The sequence below is a fragment of the Streptomyces sp. NPDC048664 genome, from assembly GCF_040650555.1.
GTDB lineage: Bacteria > Actinomycetota > Actinomycetes > Streptomycetales > Streptomycetaceae > Streptomyces.
Map to the genome: position 1 here is coordinate 57,325 of NZ_JBEZHK010000025.1, position 18,918 is coordinate 76,242.

Annotated in this window: 23 protein-coding genes and 1 pseudogene; 9 read left to right on the forward strand and 15 right to left on the reverse strand. The window is 71.5% G+C overall.

The window, feature by feature from the left end:
* The first annotated feature begins 25 nt into the window (after positions 1 to 25).
* Together AB0C59_RS24890 and AB0C59_RS24895 are read left to right on the forward strand one after the other, a co-directional pair.
* Positions 26 to 1,024 carry an NADP-dependent oxidoreductase gene (locus tag AB0C59_RS24890; protein WP_363008163.1) on the forward strand — a complete coding sequence of 333 codons (999 nt, stop codon included), beginning with the start codon at positions 26 to 28 and terminating at the stop codon, positions 1,022 to 1,024.
* A gap of 361 nt (positions 1,025 to 1,385) precedes the next feature.
* The gene (locus AB0C59_RS24895) at positions 1,386 to 2,726 is read left to right on the forward strand and encodes a fused response regulator/phosphatase (RefSeq protein ID WP_363008165.1); all 1,341 of its coding nucleotides are present in this window, start codon (positions 1,386 to 1,388) and stop codon (positions 2,724 to 2,726) included.
* Positions 2,727 to 2,896: 170 nt separating this feature from the next.
* On the opposite strand, the gene AB0C59_RS24900 is transcribed toward AB0C59_RS24895, so the two are convergent.
* The 4 genes from AB0C59_RS24900 to AB0C59_RS24915 all read right to left on the reverse strand — a co-directional run bounded on the left by AB0C59_RS24900 (position 2,897) and on the right by AB0C59_RS24915 (position 5,951).
* Positions 2,897 to 3,238, reverse strand: coding sequence for a DUF2516 family protein (locus AB0C59_RS24900; RefSeq protein ID WP_363008167.1), 342 nt, complete (start codon positions 3,236 to 3,238; stop codon positions 2,897 to 2,899).
* 131 nt (positions 3,239 to 3,369) lie between these two features.
* Complete coding sequence (locus AB0C59_RS24905; protein ID WP_363008169.1) at positions 3,370 to 4,017, reverse strand: hypothetical protein; 648 nt, start codon at positions 4,015 to 4,017, stop codon at positions 3,370 to 3,372.
* Positions 4,018 to 4,133: 116 nt separating this feature from the next.
* Positions 4,134 to 4,592, reverse strand: a complete 459-nt coding sequence (locus tag AB0C59_RS24910) for a helix-turn-helix transcriptional regulator (RefSeq protein ID WP_363008171.1) — start codon at positions 4,590 to 4,592, stop codon at positions 4,134 to 4,136.
* Positions 4,593 to 4,832: 240 nt separating this feature from the next.
* The gene (locus AB0C59_RS24915; RefSeq protein WP_363008173.1) at positions 4,833 to 5,951 is read right to left on the reverse strand and encodes an NAD(P)/FAD-dependent oxidoreductase; all 1,119 of its coding nucleotides are present in this window, start codon (positions 5,949 to 5,951) and stop codon (positions 4,833 to 4,835) included.
* 53 nt (positions 5,952 to 6,004) lie between these two features.
* On the opposite strand from AB0C59_RS24915, the gene AB0C59_RS24920 reads away from it, so the two are divergent.
* On the forward strand, positions 6,005 to 6,697 hold the full coding sequence (locus AB0C59_RS24920; RefSeq protein ID WP_363008175.1) for a TetR/AcrR family transcriptional regulator C-terminal domain-containing protein: 693 nt from the start codon (positions 6,005 to 6,007) through the stop codon (positions 6,695 to 6,697).
* Between the two features lie 407 nt (positions 6,698 to 7,104).
* Here the strand turns inward: AB0C59_RS24920 and AB0C59_RS24925 are convergent, their stop codons facing one another.
* A complete protein-coding gene (locus AB0C59_RS24925) occupies positions 7,105 to 8,403 on the reverse strand; it encodes an MFS transporter (RefSeq protein ID WP_363008177.1) in 1,299 nt (432 codons plus the stop codon).
* 152 nt (positions 8,404 to 8,555) lie between these two features.
* Between AB0C59_RS24925 and AB0C59_RS24930 the strand changes: the two genes are divergently transcribed.
* Positions 8,556 to 9,185, forward strand: coding sequence for a histidine phosphatase family protein (locus AB0C59_RS24930; protein WP_363008179.1), 630 nt, complete (start codon positions 8,556 to 8,558; stop codon positions 9,183 to 9,185).
* 72 nt (positions 9,186 to 9,257) lie between these two features.
* On the opposite strand, the gene AB0C59_RS24935 is transcribed toward AB0C59_RS24930, so the two are convergent.
* A complete protein-coding gene (locus AB0C59_RS24935; RefSeq protein ID WP_363008181.1) occupies positions 9,258 to 9,995 on the reverse strand; it encodes a class I SAM-dependent methyltransferase in 738 nt (245 codons plus the stop codon).
* 292 nt (positions 9,996 to 10,287) lie between these two features.
* Between AB0C59_RS24935 and AB0C59_RS24940 the strand changes: the two genes are divergently transcribed.
* Entirely contained in the window at positions 10,288 to 10,527 is a 240-nt protein-coding gene (locus tag AB0C59_RS24940; protein WP_363008183.1) for a hypothetical protein, read from the forward strand.
* A gap of 98 nt (positions 10,528 to 10,625) precedes the next feature.
* Positions 10,626 to 11,660: a hypothetical protein gene (locus AB0C59_RS24945; protein ID WP_363008185.1), complete on the forward strand. Its 1,035-nt coding sequence runs from the start codon at positions 10,626 to 10,628 to the stop codon at positions 11,658 to 11,660.
* A 147-nt stretch (positions 11,661 to 11,807) separates the two neighbouring features.
* Here the strand turns inward: AB0C59_RS24945 and AB0C59_RS24950 are convergent, their stop codons facing one another.
* Entirely contained in the window at positions 11,808 to 13,073 is a 1,266-nt protein-coding gene (locus tag AB0C59_RS24950) for a GNAT family N-acetyltransferase (RefSeq protein WP_363008187.1), read from the reverse strand.
* Positions 13,074 to 13,239: 166 nt separating this feature from the next.
* A complete protein-coding gene (locus AB0C59_RS24955; protein ID WP_363008189.1) occupies positions 13,240 to 13,824 on the reverse strand; it encodes an AmfC protein in 585 nt (194 codons plus the stop codon).
* 226 nt (positions 13,825 to 14,050) lie between these two features.
* On the opposite strand from AB0C59_RS24955, the gene dtd reads away from it, so the two are divergent.
* The gene (gene dtd, locus AB0C59_RS24960) at positions 14,051 to 14,476 is read left to right on the forward strand and encodes a D-aminoacyl-tRNA deacylase (RefSeq protein WP_363008191.1); all 426 of its coding nucleotides are present in this window, start codon (positions 14,051 to 14,053) and stop codon (positions 14,474 to 14,476) included.
* A 23-nt stretch (positions 14,477 to 14,499) separates the two neighbouring features.
* On the opposite strand, the gene AB0C59_RS24965 is transcribed toward dtd, so the two are convergent.
* From AB0C59_RS24965 to AB0C59_RS24995, 7 genes and pseudogenes are all read right to left on the reverse strand, one after another.
* Positions 14,500 to 15,465, reverse strand: coding sequence for a folate-binding protein (locus tag AB0C59_RS24965; protein ID WP_363008193.1), 966 nt, complete (start codon positions 15,463 to 15,465; stop codon positions 14,500 to 14,502).
* A 10-nt stretch (positions 15,466 to 15,475) separates the two neighbouring features.
* A complete protein-coding gene (locus AB0C59_RS24970; protein ID WP_363008195.1) occupies positions 15,476 to 15,913 on the reverse strand; it encodes a Fur family transcriptional regulator in 438 nt (145 codons plus the stop codon).
* A gap of 138 nt (positions 15,914 to 16,051) precedes the next feature.
* On the reverse strand, positions 16,052 to 16,627 hold the full coding sequence (locus AB0C59_RS24975; protein WP_363008197.1) for an FABP family protein: 576 nt from the start codon (positions 16,625 to 16,627) through the stop codon (positions 16,052 to 16,054).
* 29 nt (positions 16,628 to 16,656) lie between these two features.
* Positions 16,657 to 16,788, reverse strand: coding sequence for a hypothetical protein (locus AB0C59_RS24980; RefSeq protein ID WP_363008296.1), 132 nt, complete (start codon positions 16,786 to 16,788; stop codon positions 16,657 to 16,659).
* An 81-nt stretch (positions 16,789 to 16,869) separates the two neighbouring features.
* Entirely contained in the window at positions 16,870 to 17,133 is a 264-nt protein-coding gene (locus AB0C59_RS24985) for a DUF397 domain-containing protein (protein WP_363008288.1), read from the reverse strand.
* A gap of 21 nt (positions 17,134 to 17,154) precedes the next feature.
* Positions 17,155 to 17,235 (reverse strand): annotated as a pseudogene (locus AB0C59_RS24990) (DUF397 domain-containing protein); the annotation flags it as partial.
* Positions 17,217 to 18,059, reverse strand: a complete 843-nt coding sequence (locus tag AB0C59_RS24995) for a helix-turn-helix transcriptional regulator (RefSeq protein ID WP_363008199.1) — start codon at positions 18,057 to 18,059, stop codon at positions 17,217 to 17,219. The pseudogene AB0C59_RS24990 and the gene AB0C59_RS24995, both read right to left, overlap by 19 nt.
* 156 nt (positions 18,060 to 18,215) lie before the next feature.
* Between AB0C59_RS24995 and AB0C59_RS25000 the strand changes: the two genes are divergently transcribed.
* A complete protein-coding gene (locus tag AB0C59_RS25000; RefSeq protein WP_363008201.1) occupies positions 18,216 to 18,605 on the forward strand; it encodes a hypothetical protein in 390 nt (129 codons plus the stop codon).
* Positions 18,602 to 18,835, forward strand: coding sequence for a hypothetical protein (locus AB0C59_RS25005; protein WP_363008203.1), 234 nt, complete (start codon positions 18,602 to 18,604; stop codon positions 18,833 to 18,835). Before AB0C59_RS25000 ends, AB0C59_RS25005 begins: the two co-directional genes overlap by 4 nt.
* Positions 18,836 to 18,918 lie beyond the last annotated feature (83 nt).

Consider the following 18,918-nt stretch of genomic DNA (forward strand, 5'->3'; position numbering starts at 1 on the left):
TTTCCCCGAGAAAGCGACAGGCGCGATGAAGGCGATCCAGTTCCACGAAACGGGCGGGCCCGACGTTCTGCGGTACGACGAGGTGCCGGTTCCCGAGATCGGCCCGGGCGAGGTGCTCGTCCGGGTGCACGCGGCGGGCGTCAACCCGCCGGACTGGTACCTGCGTGAGGGGATGAAGGTCATGCCGGCCGAGATGAGGCCGGTGCTGGAGTTCCCCCTGGTCCCCGGAACGGACATGTCGGGCGTGGTCCAGGCCGTCGCACCGGACGTGCCGGGGTTCGCCGTCGGTGACGAGGTCTTCGGCATGCTGCGGTTCCCCGGATTCGACGGCCGGACGTACGCCGAGTACGTGGCCGCACCGGCTTCCGACCTGGCGCACAAGCCGGCCGGTATCGACCACGTGCAGGCGGCCGGGGCGCCGATGGCCGTGCTCACGGCCTGGCAGTTCCTGGTCGATCTCGGCCACGACGTGCCGTCTCCTTTCACGGGCCAGGTGCACCAGCCGGTGCCGATCACGCCGGGGATGACCGTGCTGGTCAACGGGGCGGCCGGTGGGGTGGGCCACTTCGCGGTGCAGCTGGCGAAGTGGAAGGGGGCACATGTCATCGCGGTGGCCTCGGGTCGGCACGAGCGGTTCCTGCGCAAGCTCGGCGCCGACGAGTTCATCGACTACACCACGACGCGGGCCGCGGACGTGGTCAGCGGCGTCGACCTGGTGATCGACACCGTCGGTGGACCGGACAGCTCACGCTTCCTGACCGTGCTCAAGCGCGGAGGCACCATGCTTCCGGTGTTCTTCGCCCAGTACGACCCGGAGGAGACGGCGCGTCTGGGCGTCACGGTCTCGAACATCCAGGTGCGTTCCAACGGCACCCAGCTCGCCGAGATCGGGCGCCTGTTCGATGAGGGCACGCTCCAGGTCGGGGTGGACAGCACCTACCCGCTGCCCGAAGCGGTCAGCGCACACACGCGGGCCGCGCAGGGCCACATCCAGGGCAAGATCGTGCTGACGGTGGTCTCGTGATCGCCGAGTTCACCGGGACGCTGGACGACGCCTCATAGGCACCAGGCCAGAACCCGTGCCAGGCCCGGGCGGGGCGGCGCGGGCCCGGGTGGCGCAGGGCGCGACGCTCGCGTGACCGGTGCCACGTGACGGTGCGCACGCGGGACGGGGCGGCGGTCCGGGGGCCCACGTGACGTTCGTCATCCCGGGCGGAGTCCGCCCCGCCCAACTGCGTTACGGATGCGGCATATGACATCGGCAGGTTGCCCCGTACCGCCGCACAGGCATTCCGCTGCCCCCGCGCCACCCGCTATGGTCCCCGTCGGTGGGTCGAGGTCCCTTGCCCCGCCATGCCCTCGGGGGGAGGGAAGGAACGAAGACGATGCCCGTACCCGTACCGCGGCCGAGGGCGATCCCGGCTGCGGAGTGTGGTCAGGCTCGAACCGAGTCCCCGCCCGCACCGCAGACCGCCCTGACACAGTCCGCCCGCAACAAGACGAACAAGACCCCGTCGGACACGCTCACCCTGCTGGTGATCGAGGACGACCCGACGGCCTCGCCGATCGTGCCCGAGCTGCTCGACGCGGCGGGTCGCCCCATCAGGCTGCGCACCGCACGCAACCTGACGGAGGCCGAGCGGCTGCTCACCGACGACGTCCACTGCATCCTGCTGGACCTCGCGCTGCCCGCCCCCGGCCGGGCCACCGCGCAGGACGACGAGCTCGCCGTGCTGCGGCACGTGCTGCGGATCGCGCCCCGCCACGCCGTTCTCGCGCTCACCGCCTCCGGTGACGCCGAGCGCGGCACCGAGGCCGTACGCGTCGGCGCCCAGGACTACCTCTTCCGTGAGGAGCTGGACGGACGACTGCTGAGCCGCGCGATCCGGTACGCGGTCGAGCGCAAGCGTTCCGACACGGCCGAGCGACGGCTGACCGAGTCCCGGCTGCGCGCCCAGGAGAACGCCCGGCTGGAACGGGGCCTGCTGCCCAACCCGCTGCTGGACGGCTCCTCGCTGCGCTTCGCGGCCCAGTACCGCCCGGGGCGCTCCCGCGCACTGCTCGGCGGAGACTTCTACGACACGGTCCGCACCCCCGACGGCACCGTGCACGCGATGATCGGCGACGTCTGCGGCCATGGCCCGGACGAGGCCGCGCTCGGCGTGGAGCTGCGCATCGCCTGGCGCGCCCTGACCCTGGCGGGCCTGTGCGGTGACGAGCTGCTCTCCACGCTGCAGCAGGTCCTGGAGCACGAGCGGGCCAACGACGAGATCTTCGCGACGCTGTGCACCGTGGACATCGCGGCGGACGGACGGCGGGCCGGGCTGTGCCTGGCCGGCCATCCGGCCCCGCTGGTAGCCCGCCGCGGACTCCCCCGCTCCCCCGGGCTCGCCCGCACGGCGGGGGCCCCGCCCCTGGCGGAACTGCTGCCGCACGACAACAACGGCCCGGCGCTGGGTCTGCTGCCGAACGCCCGCTGGCCGCGCACCCAGGTGGAGCTGGGCCCCGCGTGGAGCCTGATGCTCTACACGGACGGCCTCATCGAGGGCCACATCGGCGAGGGCCGGGAGCGTCTGGGTCAGGACGGCATGGTGCAGCTGGTCCGGCGCCGGCTGGCCGAAGGCCTGACCGGCGAGGAACTGCTGCGCGCGACGGTCAGCGAGGTGCGCGACCTCAACGGCGGTGAGCTGGCGGACGACGTCGCGGTCGTCCTCCTGGACCGCTGAGGCACGCGCTCCGGGACCCCTGAGCCGCGCGTCCGGAGCGGGACGCGCGGTCCGCCGCCCCAGTGCGCGGCCGCGTTTCCCGCGGGGCCGCCCGGCTCACCCGCAGTCGCCCGTCGCCGTCGCCGTCGTCATCGCCCGGCGCGGTGGTCGTGGTGCGCCGGGCGCGACCGTCATCGGCCGCCGTTGTAGGGGCCGTACGGCCCGTCGCTGCTGCTGCCCCGGCGGCGACGGCCGAAGCCGCCACCCGACACCTGCTTGAGGGCGGGCCTGACGTCCACGAAGAAGACGATGCTGGCGACCAGGCCCGCGAGCTGCAGGAAGAGCATCGGCACCAGCAGGTTCACCGCGACCGCGATGCCCAGGATGATCAGCCAGAACCCCTTGTTCTGCTTGTCCGCCGCCCGGTACGCGTCGTCCCGGTACAGCACGGCCATGGCCAGCGCCACCACGGCCAGCACCAGCATGGCCAGGTAGAGCAGCGACATGACGCCGCCGAATGCCGTCATCAGCACGAAGCCCACCACCTGGATCTAGTCCTCTGTACGGTCACCGTACCCGCCCGTGGTCACCGTCTATCCGTAACAACGGGCCGGACACCCCAAGAGTGCCCGGCCCGTCCCCTTCGTGCGCCGTCAGGCGTTTCTCACTTGGCCGGCGGCGTGGTGCGCTTGGCCGCGGGCTTCTTGGGAGCCGGGGCCTTCTTCGCCACGGGCTTCCTGGCCGGGGCCGACTCGGCCCTGGCCTCGGACGGCTTCGGCTCGTCGCTGACCACGACGGGCTCGGCCTTGCCCTCGACGGCGACGGCGAACTCCTCGATCTCCTCCGCGGCCTCGCCGCGCCAGGTCTTCACGGCCTGCTCGCCGTGCTCGGCGACCTTCTCGTAGGTCTCGCGGGCCTTGACCACGTACTCGGCGGCGACACCCACGCCCCGCAGGGCCAGGTCCTGAGCGCTCTCACCGAACTTCTTGATGTCGGCGTCGAGGTTGCTGCCGAACTTCTTCAGGTCCGAGTCGAGTCCGTTGATGAACTCGTTGACCTTCGTCTGAAGAGTCACCTGCGTCTCCTTGACGCGGGCCCCGGCCTCCTTGGCGCGGGCGGTGGCCTTCTCCTGGACGGCCTTCGGGTCGGTGTTGCGCACGGCGTCGATACGGGCCGGGGCCTCGGCGCGCAGCTGCTCCACCAGACCGGGCACCTTCCGGGCCTGCTGAAGGGCCAGGTCAGCCGTGCCGGCGGCGAAGTAGAGCGGGGTCGGGTCGCTGAGGGTCTTGCGCAGATCGTCGGTCATGGCCATGGGAAACGGTCCTCCCGGTTCGGCTTTCGGGTGAGGGTTTTGGTTGGTGCGCCTGCTCTTGTCGGTCACGCCGCGCGGTGCGCTCGGCCCGGTCGTCCGGTCATCCCGGCTCCCGGTCAGCCGGCGCTCCGCCGCGGACCGGCATCGCCGTCGCCGTCTCCGGCCGTGCGGGGGCCGGGGTTCGCGGTGTCCTGCACGTCATCCGCCTGCTGAGCCCCTGCGATCTCGAAGCCGTTCTCCTTGCGGAACGACTCGTAGACCTGGAGCAGGACCTGCTTCTGACCCTCGTTGAGCGTGGGATCGGCGAGGATGACGGCACGCGTCTCCACCTCGTCCCGGTCCCGCTCGGCGTCGAGGATGCCGGCACGCACGTACAGCGTCTCGGCGGAGATGCGCAGCGCCTTGGCGACCTGCTGCAGCACCTCCGCGCTCGGCTTGCGCAGCCCGCGCTCGATCTGGCTCAGATACGGATTGGACACCCCGGCGGCGTCGGCGAGCTGCCTGAGCGAGAGCTGGGCGTTGCGCCGCTGCTCGCGCAGGTACTCACCGAGATTGCCGACGTTGAGCGATGCCATGGCTCCACCGTGCCACCCTTCGCTAACTTTTGCAAGCACCTCGCTTGCAAAAGTGCGTCTCCGTGGAGTTCGACGGCGACCCCGGGCTCTTCGGAGGATCGGACCAGTGGCGGTAGCGATTGAGGGTCGCGTTCGGTGCTGACGTCCGTGCGTTCGCCTGACGGTGGTTCCGCCGGAAGGGACGGCGGCCCCCGTGAAGCAGTGGCGAGCCGTTGGTGCCGGCGTCCTCGCGCTCGGCGGTCAGGACGGCTGGACCTGGTCGAAGAGTGCGAGGGCTTCGGCGGGGTCCGGGCTCACGAGGCGTTCCAGACCGGCCGTCGTGATCTTCGCCCACCTGCCGGCCCGTGCCCACATCTGCTCCTCGAAGGCGCGGACGACCTCGTCCAGATCCTCAGGGCCGGTGGCGATGGACTCGGCGAGTTCGGCGCCTTCCAACATCGCGAGGTTCGCGCCCGCCCCCAAGGGGGGCATCAGGTGGGCGGCGTCGCCGAGCAGCGTCACCCCGGGGACGTGGGTCCAGGTGTGGGACACGGGCAGTACGTAAAGCGGGCGGTGGACGAAGGCGGTGCCGTGGCGGAGGAGTTCGAGGACGGGAGCGGCCCAGCCGTCGAACAGGGCCAGCAGGCTCGATCGCACGGCCTCGACGTCGGCCAGGTCCAGCTTCGTGTGCCAGTCCAGCGGCGCGCGGAACTGGGCGTACACCTTGACGTGGCCGCCGCTGTTGCGCTGGGCGACGAGAGCTCGGTTCTCGCCGTACACAGCCATGGAACCGTCGCCGACCAGTCGGGCGAGGTCGGGGTGGCGGGTGTCGACGTCGTCAAGGGAGGTCTCGACATGGGTGACGCCGGTGTAGTGCGGTGTCACCGACGAGACTGCCGGGCGGGTCCGGGACCAGGCACCATCCGCGCCGACCACGAGGTCGAACGCCTCCTGCCGCCCGTCCGCGAAGTGGACCAGTACGCCGTCCCGGGTCCCCGGCACCACCTGCGTTACGCCCTGACCCCACTGGACGTCGAGAGGGCCGAGCAGCAGGTCGCGGAGTTGTCCGCGGTCGATCTCGGGATTGGCCCGGTCATCCGGACGGGGTTGCCAGTCGCGCAGGACGGTCCCTGCCGTGTCCAGGATGCGCATGGCCTGCCCCTCCGGACGGGACAGCGCCTGGAACTCCGCCAGCAGCCCCGCCTTGTCCAGAGCGAGCTGGCCCAGCCCTTCCTGCAGGTCCAGCGTGCCGCCCGGGGGGCGGGTGTCGGGGGCGGGATCGCGTTCGAGGACGGTGACGGGGTGGTCATGGCGGTGCAGGACGCGGGCGAAGGTGAGGCCGGCAGGACCGCTCCCGACCACTGCGATGCGATGTCTCATGTCGATACACTGTATTGCTCGCATACAGTGTATCGCAACGGTACGGTGAGAGCATGACTGTCTGGGACCGGCCGGAGCCGCCGACTCGCCCCGTGCCGCTCGACCGGGAGCGGATTGTCGCCGCCGCCATCGCGCTGGCCGACGAGGGCGGGCTGGAGGCGGTGTCGGTGCGCAAGGTCGCGGCTCGTCTGGACGCCGGCCCGATGCGGCTGTACAGGTACATCTCCACCAAGGAGGAGCTGTTCGACCTGATGGTGGATGAGGTCCAGGCCGAGATCCTCCCCGAGGAGCAGCCCGGTGACTGGCGGGAGGCGCTGCGCGTCCTCGCCCAGCGCACCAGGCAAGCCGCCCTCCGTCACGAATGGCTGGCCGACCTGCTCGGCGGTCGCCCGACCCTGGGCCCGAACGGCCTCGCCGTGACCGAGACCACGCTGGCCGCGTTCGACGGCCTCGCCGACGTCGACACCGTCATGCGCGCCGTGGAGACCGTCAGCGCCTACTTCATCGGCGCGATCAGGCGCGAGATCGCAAACCTGCGGGCTGAGCGCACCACGGGCCTGTCCAAGTACGACTGGCAGCGCGTCCACGGCCCGCATGTGACGCGCATGTTGGCCACGGGCCGCTTCCCGGCACTGTCCAAGGCCGTGTACGACGGCACGGACGTGGACGCCCACACATCCTTCGCAATCGGCCTGGACTGGGTCCTCGACGCCGTGGCCGCCAAACTCACCGGGCCGTCGGCGTGACGCTCAGCTCTCGCAGAAGGTGAGCGAGGGGGCAGCAAGGGAACCGAGATCTGGTCGGGTCAGCTCGGCATCCACGAACTCGCTCGCGCCGTGATCCGCTGCTTCGACGAGGTCGCACAGGCCTACGGCGGGAGCGGCTACCGAGGCAAGTGGGGTGAACACTTCCCCCGAACCGAACGCGAAGCCCTCAGACGTCTCTGGCACGGTCGACGGTGGTGAGGGTCCGCCGGTGGGGCGGCTGGGAAGATCGCTGTCCGATGGGCGGAGCGCGGTGAAGAGGAGTTCCTGTCCACCTGCGTCGCGACAACAAGTGCCTGGCCGCACAAGCCCGCCGCCATCGTCTTCCACGCCTCCGAGGGCCGCTCCTGGCGCCTTTCGCTCTCCGCCGACGGCACCCTTCGATCGGCTCAGCGCCTGGGACCCGGGTGCGTAGGACGTGGCGACGCGGCGCGTCGTCGTGGCGGGCTCAGGCGACGAAGGGTCGGTGAGGCCAGTGCGGTGAGCGCGGCGGCGCAGCCGAGGGCGGCGCACAGGGCGAGTGCGGTTCTGGCGCCGGCCGTGTTCGTGAGTCGGCCCAGCACGTTGTTCGCCACCACCAGGGCCGCGCTCTGGACGAGTGTCAGCAGCGACTGGACTCGGGCCAGGTGGGTGTCGGGGGCACCGGCCAGGATCAGCGGGCCCAGGTGGCACGCGAACATGCCCGACCCCGCGCCGGTGACCGCCGCGGCGGCGACGGCCGCCATGGCGGTCGGGGACGTCGCGAGTCCGGCGAGTCCCGCCGCCGCGAGCGCCAGGCCCAGGCTCGCGCCCACGCCGATCCGGCGCAGGGGCCCCCGGCGGGCGGCGAGCAGCGTCGCCAGGAGGATCCCGGCCCCTTGCCCCGCGGCGACCAGGCCCGCCGTCCCCGGCCCCCAGCCGGCCGCTCGGGCCAGCAGCGGGCCGAGCAGGGAGGCCGCGGGCAGCAGCCCCGCCGCGGCCGCCGCCGTCAGCAGCAGCGCGGCGCGCAGGACGGGATCCGTCGCCGCGAGCCGCACCCCGCCCGCGATGCCGGCGAACAGGCTCTCCCGGTGAGCGGCGGCGGGAGGCCGCCGTGCCGTCGCGGTCGTCGGGCGCACCCGCAGCAGGACGGCCAGGACGACGGCGAAGCTCCCCGCGTCCACCAGGGCCGCTCCGCTCAGGCCCGCCGTCGCGACCAGCACCGCTCCCAACGGGGCGCCGAGCAGGCCGGCGATCTGGCCGCCGGCCTGCCCCAGTGCCAGGGCCCGGGGCAGCTGGTCCTCGGGCACCAGACGGCGCGGCATGGATCCGATCGCCGGCAGGTAGAAGGCGTCGACGGTCCCGACCACGGCCGCGCACCCGAGCAGCAGCCATGGCGGTGTCCCCCAGTGCCGAGCCGCCACGGCCAGGGCGAGGACGGCCACGAGCATCGTGAGGTCGCCGGTGATCATCACGCGCCAGGCGCCGACGCGGTCACCCACGGCCCCGCCCAGCAGCAGGAGCACGGTGCGCGGCAGGGTGATCGCGGTCAGGACCAGCGCCGCCGCCTGACCGCCGTGGGCGCCGGCCGCCCAGCCCAGGGCGAAGGAGAGGGCCGCGTCCCCGGCCGCGGAGGCCCGGGTCCCCGCGAGCCAGTACAGGTAGGGGCGGGGGAGGACGGGGCGTGAGGAGGGGAGGGTCGTGGACTCGGTGGTGCCCGGTGATGCCATGGCCGCCGACCGTAGGGCCCTCACGTTGGTGGAAGGCCAGTGACGGACCGTCAGCGACCGGCCGCGCGCTCGTCCCGGGGAACCGGGGCGAGGAGCACGGCGTCATCCGTCGTGTACACGCTCAGGGATCACATCGACGGAAGTCGGGGGACATGACGGACACCGCCGCTCGCTACCTCTATCTCGCCCGCCATGCCGAGGCCTCGGCGGACGAGACGACCCTGACCGACAGGGGGCGGCGTCAGGCCGAGCTGCTCGGCGAGCGGCTCCGGGACGTCCCGCTGTCGGCGATCCACCACGGCCCGCTGCCCCGGGCGGAGCAGACGGCCCGGCTGATCGGCGCGCGACGCGGTGCCGCCGACGTCCCCCTGCGCCGGTCGGAGGCGGCCGGCGACTACGTCCCGTACGTCCCGGCGAGGGAGGAACTACCGGCGGACGCAGCCGACTCGCTACTCGCCTTCCTCGCCCAGGCCTCGCCGGAGGAGCGCGCACGCGGTCCGGTGCTGGCCCGTCAGGCACTCGCCCTGTTCACGGGCCCGGTCGAGGGCGACGAGCCTCGCCACGAACTGGTCGTCACCCACAACTTCCTCGTCGGCTGGCTGGTCCGCGCCGCGCTCGACGCGCCCGACTGGCGCTGGATGGGCCTCAACCACGGCAACGCGGCGCTGACGGTCATCCGGTACGCACCCGGGAGGCCGTCCTGCGTGCTCTGCTTCAACGACGTGCGCCACCTGCCCCCGGAACTGCGCTGGACCGGCTTCCCGCCCGAGCTCCACATCTGATCGGCAGGGGCCGGCCGGGTCGGCGGGCGACGCCCGGACCCCGAGCGGCGAGGGGCCTTCGCGCACCGGGATTCAGGGGCGCCTGGCGACGAAGACGAGTTCGCGGCCCGGGCGGTCGGGGGCCTCCCGTACGTCCTCCAGCGCGTAGCCCCGCGCGGCCAAGTCGGTCTCGATCTGCTGCCGTTCGCGGAAGCGCAGCGTGGAGTCCGAGGTCAGGGTTCGTCCGTCCGAGGCGAACACGTACGTCCAGCGGAAGGTCACCAGCGGCTCGCTCACGTCGAGCACCTCGACCCAGCTCTCCACGCTCTCCACCGCGCCGCCCCGTGGGATCCGTGTCACGCGGTACGAGGCCTCGCGGGTCCACTCCTCCCAGGCGCGCCGGGCGGGGTCCCGGGTCTCGAACACCAGGCGGCCGCCCGGCCGTAGCGCCGCGTGGGCGCCCCGCAGGGTCGCCGCCCAGTCCCGCGGGTCGGTGATGGCCTGGGCGACGTTCGCGGTCATGGTCGCCAGGTCGACCCGCAGCGGCGGGAGGGTCGTCGCGTCGCCGTGGATCCAGCGCACGCGCCCGCCGCCCGGCTTGCCGCGGGCGACGTCGAGGGAGGCCCGGGCCGGTTCGACGCCGACGACCCCGACGCCGCGATCGGCCAGCAGCAGCGCGAAGACGCCGGTTCCGCAGCCGATGTCCAGCACCTCGCGCGCGCCGAACTCCTCGACGGCTATGCGGACGTACACGTCGAGGTCGTCGCGAACGGGGTCGAGCCGGTCCTGTATCGCGGCCAGGCGCGGCACGCCGAAGCACTCGTCGGACACGCGAACAAGCCTACGTGGAAAGAGATTTGGGCGACACGATCGTGCGGCGAACGGTGGTGGCCCCGTGACCGTTGGTGACCGGTTCTATGTGATCGCAAACGGTGAACGGCCGCCCTAGACTGAGCGCCACAACATCGACCCACAAGCAGAACCGGGGAGTTCGAGACATAGTGATCATCAGGCGCACTTGGACGCGGCTGGTGCCGGTGTCGCCCGGTGTGGTGGCGCTCGTGACGACGGCGAGCGGATGCACCGGCGGGGCCGGGACGGGGGCGAACGACAGCGGGACAGCATGGACGATGACCTGGTCGTGCGGACCAAGGGCGGGCAGCGCACCCGCGCGCCGATCGTGATGACGGGATCCGCCACGTGGCCCGCCTGCCCCGACCAGGACACCGGCAAGGTCGTCGCGAAGGGGACGTCCGAGAAGGTCTGCCCGGCCTTCGTCATCCCGGCCGGGCAGAAGCCCGCCGCGGTGGAGGTCATGCGCGGGTTCTACAAGAAGCCCCTGGAACGGCCGGTCCCCTCCTGACCGCGCGGCACGTCCGCACCGCCTCACCCTTCCCGTCCGGGCCTGAACGACGCCCGCTCCCCCTCTCGTTGCCGGCACCGCTTTGAGGAGAACACCCCGTGATACGCACCACCGCGCGCGCCGCCGTGCGCGCCCGCAGAACCGCCCTGCTCGCGCTCGGGGCCGGCGCGGCCCTCACCCTGAGCGCCTGCGGTCCCCTCCCGGGCACCGACAGCGCGGCCGACGGCACCGAGACGGGCAAGGGCCCCGCCCCCAGGGGGGTGATCACGCAGGCGGCCGCCAAGACCGTGGTCGACACCTACGAGAAGGCCAACAACCGGGCCAACACGGCGCGGAGCGAGAAGATCGAGGCCACCGTCGAGGCCGGGCAGCGCTACGAGATGGACCGCTCGGACTACAAGCTGTACCCGACCTGGACGGCCAAGGAGAAGAAGGGGTTCGGCGGCAGCTTCGTCTACGGCAAGCGCGCCTACTACATCCCGCGCGCCGGCACCGCCTCCTGGTTCGCGGTCACGGCCACGGCCAGCACCGACCACGCCTACGACGCGCTGCTGTTCTTCGACAAGGTCGACGGCGCCTACAAGCTGACGATGTCGTTCTACACGCCCAAGAAGCAGCCGCTTCCCAAGATCGCCGTGGACAGGTACGGCTTCGCGCAGGTCGCCGACCAGTCGCGGAAGGTGGGCGCTCTGTCCCCGTCCGAACTGGGTTCCGTCTACGAGGACTTCTACGAGTCGGGCGGCACGAAGAAGGCGGCGAGGGCGTTCGTGGCCAACGACTTCACCAAGGAGTCGGTCAAGGTCCACGCCGAGCGCGAGAACGGCAACCTGAAGAACTACGTCGACCAGAACTTCTTCGGCAAGCCCGCGGCGCACCCCGCCGGCTACGCGCTGCAGGTCGCGGGCGGTGGCGTGCTCGCCGGCTTCCCGACCGCCCACACCAAGGAGAAGCTGCTCAAGCCGAAGTACATGAGCGGATTCGACATCAACCCCAGCCCCGAGGAAGCCGTCTTCAACCCGGGCCCGCACAAGGTGATGACGAACGAGTTCCAGGGCGCGGGCCTGGCGAAGATGACCCCGAACGGCAAGCCCGAGGTCGTCGAACTGCAGTACCGGTTCACGAACTCCCACTGACTAATCGGTACAACCCGCTTCCTACGGCGGTGAGTTCAGGGACAGGTGGTTATCGGGCGGCTTCGAGTGGAGATGAGTAGGAGAACTCGGCCGCCCGGGCTCCCGTCCGGAGGGGAGCTGGGAGCCCGGTCGGCCGGGACGGGCATCTCAGAAGCCGTCCGGGCACCAGGGCCGCCTGGACGTGCGCAGCAGGGCGTCGGCAGTCCGTGCGGCGCCCTCCCGCTGCTCCCGCAGGCGCCCGAGCGCCGCGAGCCGCACCGCGGACTCGTCTCCCAGCCACAGGGTCGCCAACTCGGCCACGGGGAGCGTGAGATCGGGGTCCCGGTGGGTCGGGGCGCAGTGGGCGCCGTCCGGTCCGGCCTCCAGCAGGTAGCGGCCGCCGGCCAGCCCGTCCTCGTCCACGACGTCGAGGACGAGGGCACCGGCGTTGTCGTACGTGCGCGCCTGGAGTGCCTCCACGACGTCCAGGATCCGTACCCACAGCCAGTCCGCGTGGGTGGTCAGGCGGGCGGCGCGCGGGTCGGGGAGCAGGTGCGGCAGCAGGTCGTCCGGGGCCCGGTGGCCCGACTTCACGGTGATGACCCAGTCCAGTGAGCACAGGTGGTGCCACAGGGCGCGTTCGGCCGCCGGGTCGGTGGCGATCAGGTCCCTGACGGTCGCCGAGTTCCCGGGGCGCTTGTCGTCGCCCCATTCGCCGCCGGTGCTGTAGGTGGCGAGGCCGTCGATCTCGCCGGACGGGGAGCGGTGGACCGCGAAGAACGGCTCCTTCCAGGGTGCCGCCTGGATTCCCCGTTCCGCGCCCGTGTTCACCCGCCACCAGCGGTCGGGGCGGTCGACCACCCCGTGCTGGGTGTGGCGCAGGCGGTCGTGGAGTGCGGGGCCGAACTCCCTTACGTCGGCGGCGTCCACCAGGTCGACACGGCTGCCGTCGTCGGGGGCGGCGGGGCGGTTGCGGTCGAGTCCGGTGCGGGGGACGTCGATGGTCCACTCGGCGGTGTGGGCGGCGGGGCCGAAACCGTAGCGGCCGTAGATGGGGTACTCGGCGGAGATCAGGGTGGCCACGGTGTCGCCGCGTTCCTTGGCCGCGGCCAGGCCCTCGGCCATCATGCGGTTGAGGAGGCCTCGGCGGCGGTGGGTGGGGGTGACGGTGACGTTGGTGACGGCGTTCGCGCGGACCGGCTTGCCGCCGACGGCGGTGAGTTCCTGGGGGACGGAGCGGAAGGTGCCCACGCAGCGGGGGCCGTCGAAGGCTCCCAGTGCCTGGGGCGGGGTGATGCGGGCGGCCATGCGGGCGACGTCCTCGTCGGTGGGGGTGCCGGGGCGGAGGAAGCCGGTCCACAGGGCTCGGGTCCATTCTCTGAGCTCTGTGGGGGTGATCGGGTGTACGTCTATGTCGGCGGGGGTGGGGTGCATGGGGTCACGTTAGGGTCGCGTGTGGGGGGCGTCGCCCGAATTTCCCTGGGCGACGCGTCGGGCTTGCTCCTCGGGGGCTGCGCCCCCGAACCCCCGCATCGGCCTGAACGGCCTCGTCCTCAAACGCCGGAGGGGCTAATTGTGGCTCGGTGAGTCGAGGGGGGCGTTACCTCAGGAGGTCTTCTACCTGGGCCTCTCCCTCTCGGTATCTGCGGGCGATCTCCGCGCTGCAGTCGTCCGCCGTGCGTTGGAGTTGCTGGCGGCGGCCGGAGACCTGGCGTTCGTAGCGGACCAGGCGGCCCATGCCGTCGCCCAACTCGTCGTCCGTGCGGGCCTGGAGGTCGGAGAGTTCCACCTCGTCCAGCATCTCGGCGGCCAGCCTGCGGTACTCCTCGCTCCGGGGCGTGCCGACCGTGACGTGGCGGGCGGAGGAGCGGTGGCGGGCGGGGGCGTCCGTGAGGATCTCCGGGAGCCGCTTGACGATGCCCTCCGGCACCTGGCCGCCGCGCCGGGCCAGCTCCGCCCGCAGGATGTCGATGCGGCCCTGGATCAGCCGCCGCACATAGCTGAGGTCGGCTTCGTCGCGCTGCGCGTCGCGGCGCAGCGCCCGCAGTTCGGTGAGCCGCAGCGCGGGCAGGTCGTGCTCGGGCAGGGCCTCCGGCGACGGGCTGTCGGTGCGCTGCACGGGCGTCCTGCGCTCCCCGGAGCCTCCCGTACGGGTGGGCTGCCCGGAGGCACTCGCTGTGCTCATCTCCATACCGTCCCCTACCGTCCCCTCGACCGGCGCGGCGACCCCTCGGATGCACCGCAACACACGCATCGTGCCACCGGCATGCCCCGCGTGTGACCGAGTGCCCCCGATCTGCCCCGGATGGAGGGGTTACGAGGCGATAAGAATGCCCTAGGACGAGCCGACGGAACCGGTCCCGGGCAGGCGGGGCGCAGGGTGCGGTGGGCGGCACGGCATGATGGCGGGCATGCGTGCTGTGGTGCAGAGAGTGGACGGCGCGAGCGTCGTCGTGGAAGGCGAGACGGTCGGCGAGATCAGCGGCGAGGGGCTGTGCGTGCTCGTCGGGGTCACCCATGAGGACACCAAGGAGAAGGCGGCCCAGCTGGCCCGCAAGCTCTGGTCGCTGCGCATGCTGCACGACGAGAAGTCGTGCTCCGACATCGCCGCGCCGCTGCTGGTGATCAGCCAGTTCACGCTCTACGGCGACGCGCGCAAGGGCCGCCGGCCCACCTGGAACGCCGCCGCCCCCGGGGATGTCGCCGAGCCGCTCGTGGACGAGGTGGTCTCCCAGCTGCGGGCGCTGGGCGCGACGGTGGCGACGGGCCGGTTCGGGGCGACCATGCGGGTGTCGCTGACGAACGACGGCCCGTTCACCGTGCTCCTGGAGATCTGAGCGGCTCCCCCGGCGGCCTACGCCTACGGCTCGACGATCACTTCCTGGGCCGCCGCCGTCGAGTCGGCGAGCAGCCGGGCGTCGAGCGGGACGTTGCGCTTGACCAGGGCGAGGGCCACCGGGCCCAGCTCGTGGTGGCGCACCGAGGTCGTCACGAAGCCGATCTTGCGTCCGTCCGGGCCGTCGTCGGCCAGGCGCAGCTCCGTGCCGTGCGGCGGAAGGTGGACCTCGCTGCCGTCGAGGTGGAGGAAGACCAGGCGGCGCGGCGGCTTGCCGAGGTTCTGCACCCGGGCGACGGTCTCCTGGCCCCGGTAGCAGCCCTTCTGGAGGTGCACGGCCGTGCCGATCCAGCCCAGCTCGTGCGGGATGGTGCGGTGGTCGGTCTCGAAGCCGAGGCGGGGGCGGTGGTGCTCGACGCGCAGCGCCTCGTAGGCCAGCAGGCCGGCCGCCGGGCCCTGGCCGGTGGCGTACGACTCCAGGTCGGCGCGCGGCAGGAAGAGGTCTCGTCCGTGCGGCGTCTCACGCACCACGGCGCCCTCGGGGGCCTCGGCGATCGAGCCGGCGGGCAGGTGCACGACGGCGGTGTCGTCCGTGCGGTCGGTGACCTCGACGCGGTAGAAGAACCTCATCGAGTCCAGGTAGGCGATGAGCGCGTCCTGCGAGCCGGGCTCGACATGGGCCCAGACGGTCTCTCCGTCGTCCACCAGATACAGCGCGTGTTCGATGTGGCCGTTCGCGGAGAGGATGAGCGCCTCGGCGGCCTGGTGCGGGGGCAGGTCGCTGACGTGCTGGGTGAGCAGCAGGTGCAGCCAGCTCAGCCGGTCCTCGCCGGTGACCGCGAGGACGCCGCGGTGCGAGAGGTCCACGAACCCGGTGCCGTCGGCCAGGGCACGCTGCTCGCGGAACAGATCGCCGTAGTGGGCGGCGACGTCTTCGTCCACACCCTCGCCGGGGACGGCGCCGGGCAGGGACAGCAGAGGACTCTTCATGGGGCCCACCCTACGACCTGGTAGGGGAACTCTTGAGGGAGCAGTTCTCGCACCGGCCGAAGATCGCGAAGTGCTTCATGTCGGTGTCGAACCCGAACGTCTCGCGGAGCTTGGCGGTGAAGTCGGAGGCCACGTCGACGTCGGCCTCGATGACGTCGCCGCAGTCGCGGCACACCAGGTGGATGTGGTGGTGCCGGTCGGCCAGGTGGTACGTCGGGGCGCCGTGCCCGAGGTGGGCGTGGCTGACCAGCCCGAGCTCCTCCAGGAGCTCCAGGGTCCGGTAGACGGTGGAGATGTTGACCCCCGAGGCCGTCTTCCGCACCTCGACGAGGATGTCGTCCGGCGTCGCGTGCTCCAGGGTGTCCACGGCTTCGAGCACGAGTTGCCGCTGCGGGGTCAGCCGGTAGCCGCGCTGCCGCAGGTCGCTCTTCCAGTCGGTGCTCACCACAGGGCAAGTGTAGGGCGGGCGGCCGGGATCCGGGTCGGCCACTTTCCCGCCCCGGGCCACCGGTCGCCCCGGCCGAGGCGGTGCGCGGTGGCGGGGGCGGGGGCGGGGCGGCCTGTCCTGCCGGAAGAGGCGGGCTTCCTACTTGAAGAAGGCGATGCCGTCGTCCGGGAGGTCGTCGGGCAGGGCCTTGGCCCAGCGCTCCACCTCTTCCGGGGTGACGACCTTCTTCAGGTGCGCCGAGAGGTACGGGCGCAGCGGGACCTCGGGGGTCTGCTTCTCGCCGACCCACATCAGGTCGCTGTTCACATAGCCGTACAGCCGCTTGCCACCGGTGTACGGGCCGGAGGCGGCCGTGCGGGCCACCGCGTCCGTCGCCATGTCGATCTGCGGCTTCTTGTCGGCCAGCTCGCCGTACCAGACCTCGACCACGCCGTCGTCGCGGACCATGGTCACCTCGACCTTGCGGTCCGCGTCGATCCGCCAGAAGCCGGACTCCGACTCCAGCGGCCGGACCTTGTTCCCGTCGCCGTCCAGCACCCAGGAGTGGGAGTGGTACTCCAGGAAGTCCCGGCCGTCGTGGGTGAAGGAGACCTCCTGCCCGAAGTTGCACTTCTCGGAGCCGGGGAACTCGTGCACGCCGGCGCCGGCCCACTTGCCGAGCAGGAAGGCGAGCGGGACCAGGTCCTTGTGGAGGTCGGACGGGATCTCGATCATGAGCAGCTCTTCTTCGTGTGCGTCGGGGGTCAGCGCTGGCCCTGGTACAGCTTCTTCACGGTCAGCCCGGCGAAGGCGAGGACGCCGACGCAGACCAGGACCAGCAGGGTTTCGAAGAAGATCTCCACGGGGTGCTCCTTGGTGAGCGAGGGTGGGTACACAGAGCCACCCACCAGTTTAGGGGGCGTGCCCCCGGCCCTCGCGGCGAGGTAGGCCGGTCGGGGCACCGTCCCCGATCCGGCCTAGGCCGTGATCCCCTCGACCTTGACCGCGTCCACGAAAGCCGTCCAGGTGGCCGTCCCGAAGAGGAGGGCGCCCTCGGCGGGGTTCTTGCTGTCGCGGACCGGCACGAGGGAGGGGAGGTTGTGGGCCACCTCGACGCAGTTTCCGCCGTCCTGATTGCTGTGGCTGCTCTTGTGCCAGTCGGCCGTGCGGAGGAGGTCGTCGGAGACCTCGATGCAGTTGCCGCCGTCCGGGTTGCTGTAGCTGCTCTTGCGCCAGTCGATGGTGCGGAGGAGGTCGTCGGAGACCTCCAGGCAGTCGCCGCCGTCCTGATTGCTGTAGCTGCTCTTGCGCCAGGTGATGCTGCTCAGGTCGATGGATCGCATGGTGCTTCCTCCAGCAGACTTTCGATGAACTGACGCGATTTGTTGGGCGATAGAGCCAAATCGCGGAGCCGATCGTACCTGAGCTGGAGTCGTTCCACGGTTGCTGTTTCCTCGACCAGTTCACCCGAATATGCATTCTCAACCCATGCCACCGTCCGGCCATCGGAGCCGTACAGAAACATGGTGTCGGTGTTCGGCAAACCATGGAGTCCGGCGGACAACGGCAGCACCTGGATCACGACGTTGGGGTGGTTCACCATGGCCAGCAGATGGCTAAGCTGCGTACGCCAATCACCCGGGCTCTCCAGTGGGGTCCGCAGCGTCGCCTCGGAGATGATCGCGCGGAACTCGGGACAGTCCTCCCGCAGCAGCGTCTCACGGCGCCCCATCCGAGCCTCGACCTGGACTTCCAGCGTGTCCCCGCTGAGTTCGCCGTGCATGAGCAACTCTCGTGCGTACTCACGCGTTTGCAGCAGCCCGGGAATGATGCTCTGCGAGTACTGCCACATGCGCACCGCCTTGGCCTCAAGCCCCATGTAGCGCTGGTACCGCTCCTTGAACTGCGTGGGATCCCGCCGCGCCACCTCCCACAGCACCAGCAACAACCCCTGTGTGCCGTAGTGCTGGTCGAGCGCTTGGACCACCTCGGGGCCGCCCAGCGTGTGCCCCTTCTCCATTTTGCCGAAAAGGGACGCGTCCCAGCCCAGTCGGTCGGCCAGCTCCTTCAGCGTCACCCCCTTCTTGGCCCGCAGAGCGCATAGTTCCTCCGCGAACCGCTTCCTCGGGTTCTGGCTTCGGCCCGTGACCACACGCCTCTGCGGCATCGCACCCTCCCTGACGGCTGACCGGACTTATGGAATTTGCGGCGCCGCGATGGAAGTACCGCTCGTCCTCGGCGTGCCCACCCCGTCCCCGGGCCATGCTCGTAGCAACCTCACTACGCAGAGTAGTACAACTGCCGCATTTCGTATAGATGTTGGATGAAAGGAGCGAATGCCGTGGAGCCTGGGAGTCTCGTCTACGACACCGCCGCCGACAAGGTGGGCGAGTACCGGGACAGGGCGGGGCCGTACGTGATGCTGCGCCCCGTGGGCGGGGGCCGGGAGTGGCAGGCCGATCCGGCGGCGTTGCGGCCCGCGACCGACCGGGAGCGGCTGAGCGCGGAGGTGCGGGCGGCGAACGGCCGCACCCGGACCCTGCCACCGGACCTCCACGACCTCAGCCGGCCGCCCGTCCCCGTGCCCGGCTGCGCCGAGTGCGCCGCGATCGGTGAGCGCGGGGAAGCCGCCCGGGCCGCCTTCGACGGCAGCTCGGTGACGGACGCGAACGTGCTGCTGCGCAAGCACCAGCGGCAGGAGCACATGTCGTGACGCGGCGCGTCTTCCGCTATGTGCCGTACGCCATCGCGCAGGACGAGCACGCCGCGCCGGAGTACGCGGCGCGGTGCGTGTCGGGGGACGAGGCGGACTGCGCGGCCGAGTCGGGGGTGTGCGGGCATCCGGCGGACGTCGAGGAGTGGCTGCGCAGGCACACCCAGGAGACCCGGCACACCCGCTACCGCCGGACCTTCACGGACTACGCGGTCCTCGCCCCCGTGTAGCGCGGGCCGCCGGCCACTCGGTGCCGACGCGCACGCCCGGGCGGCTCCCGCCCGGGCGCCTCGGCGAAGGCTCCGGCGAAGGC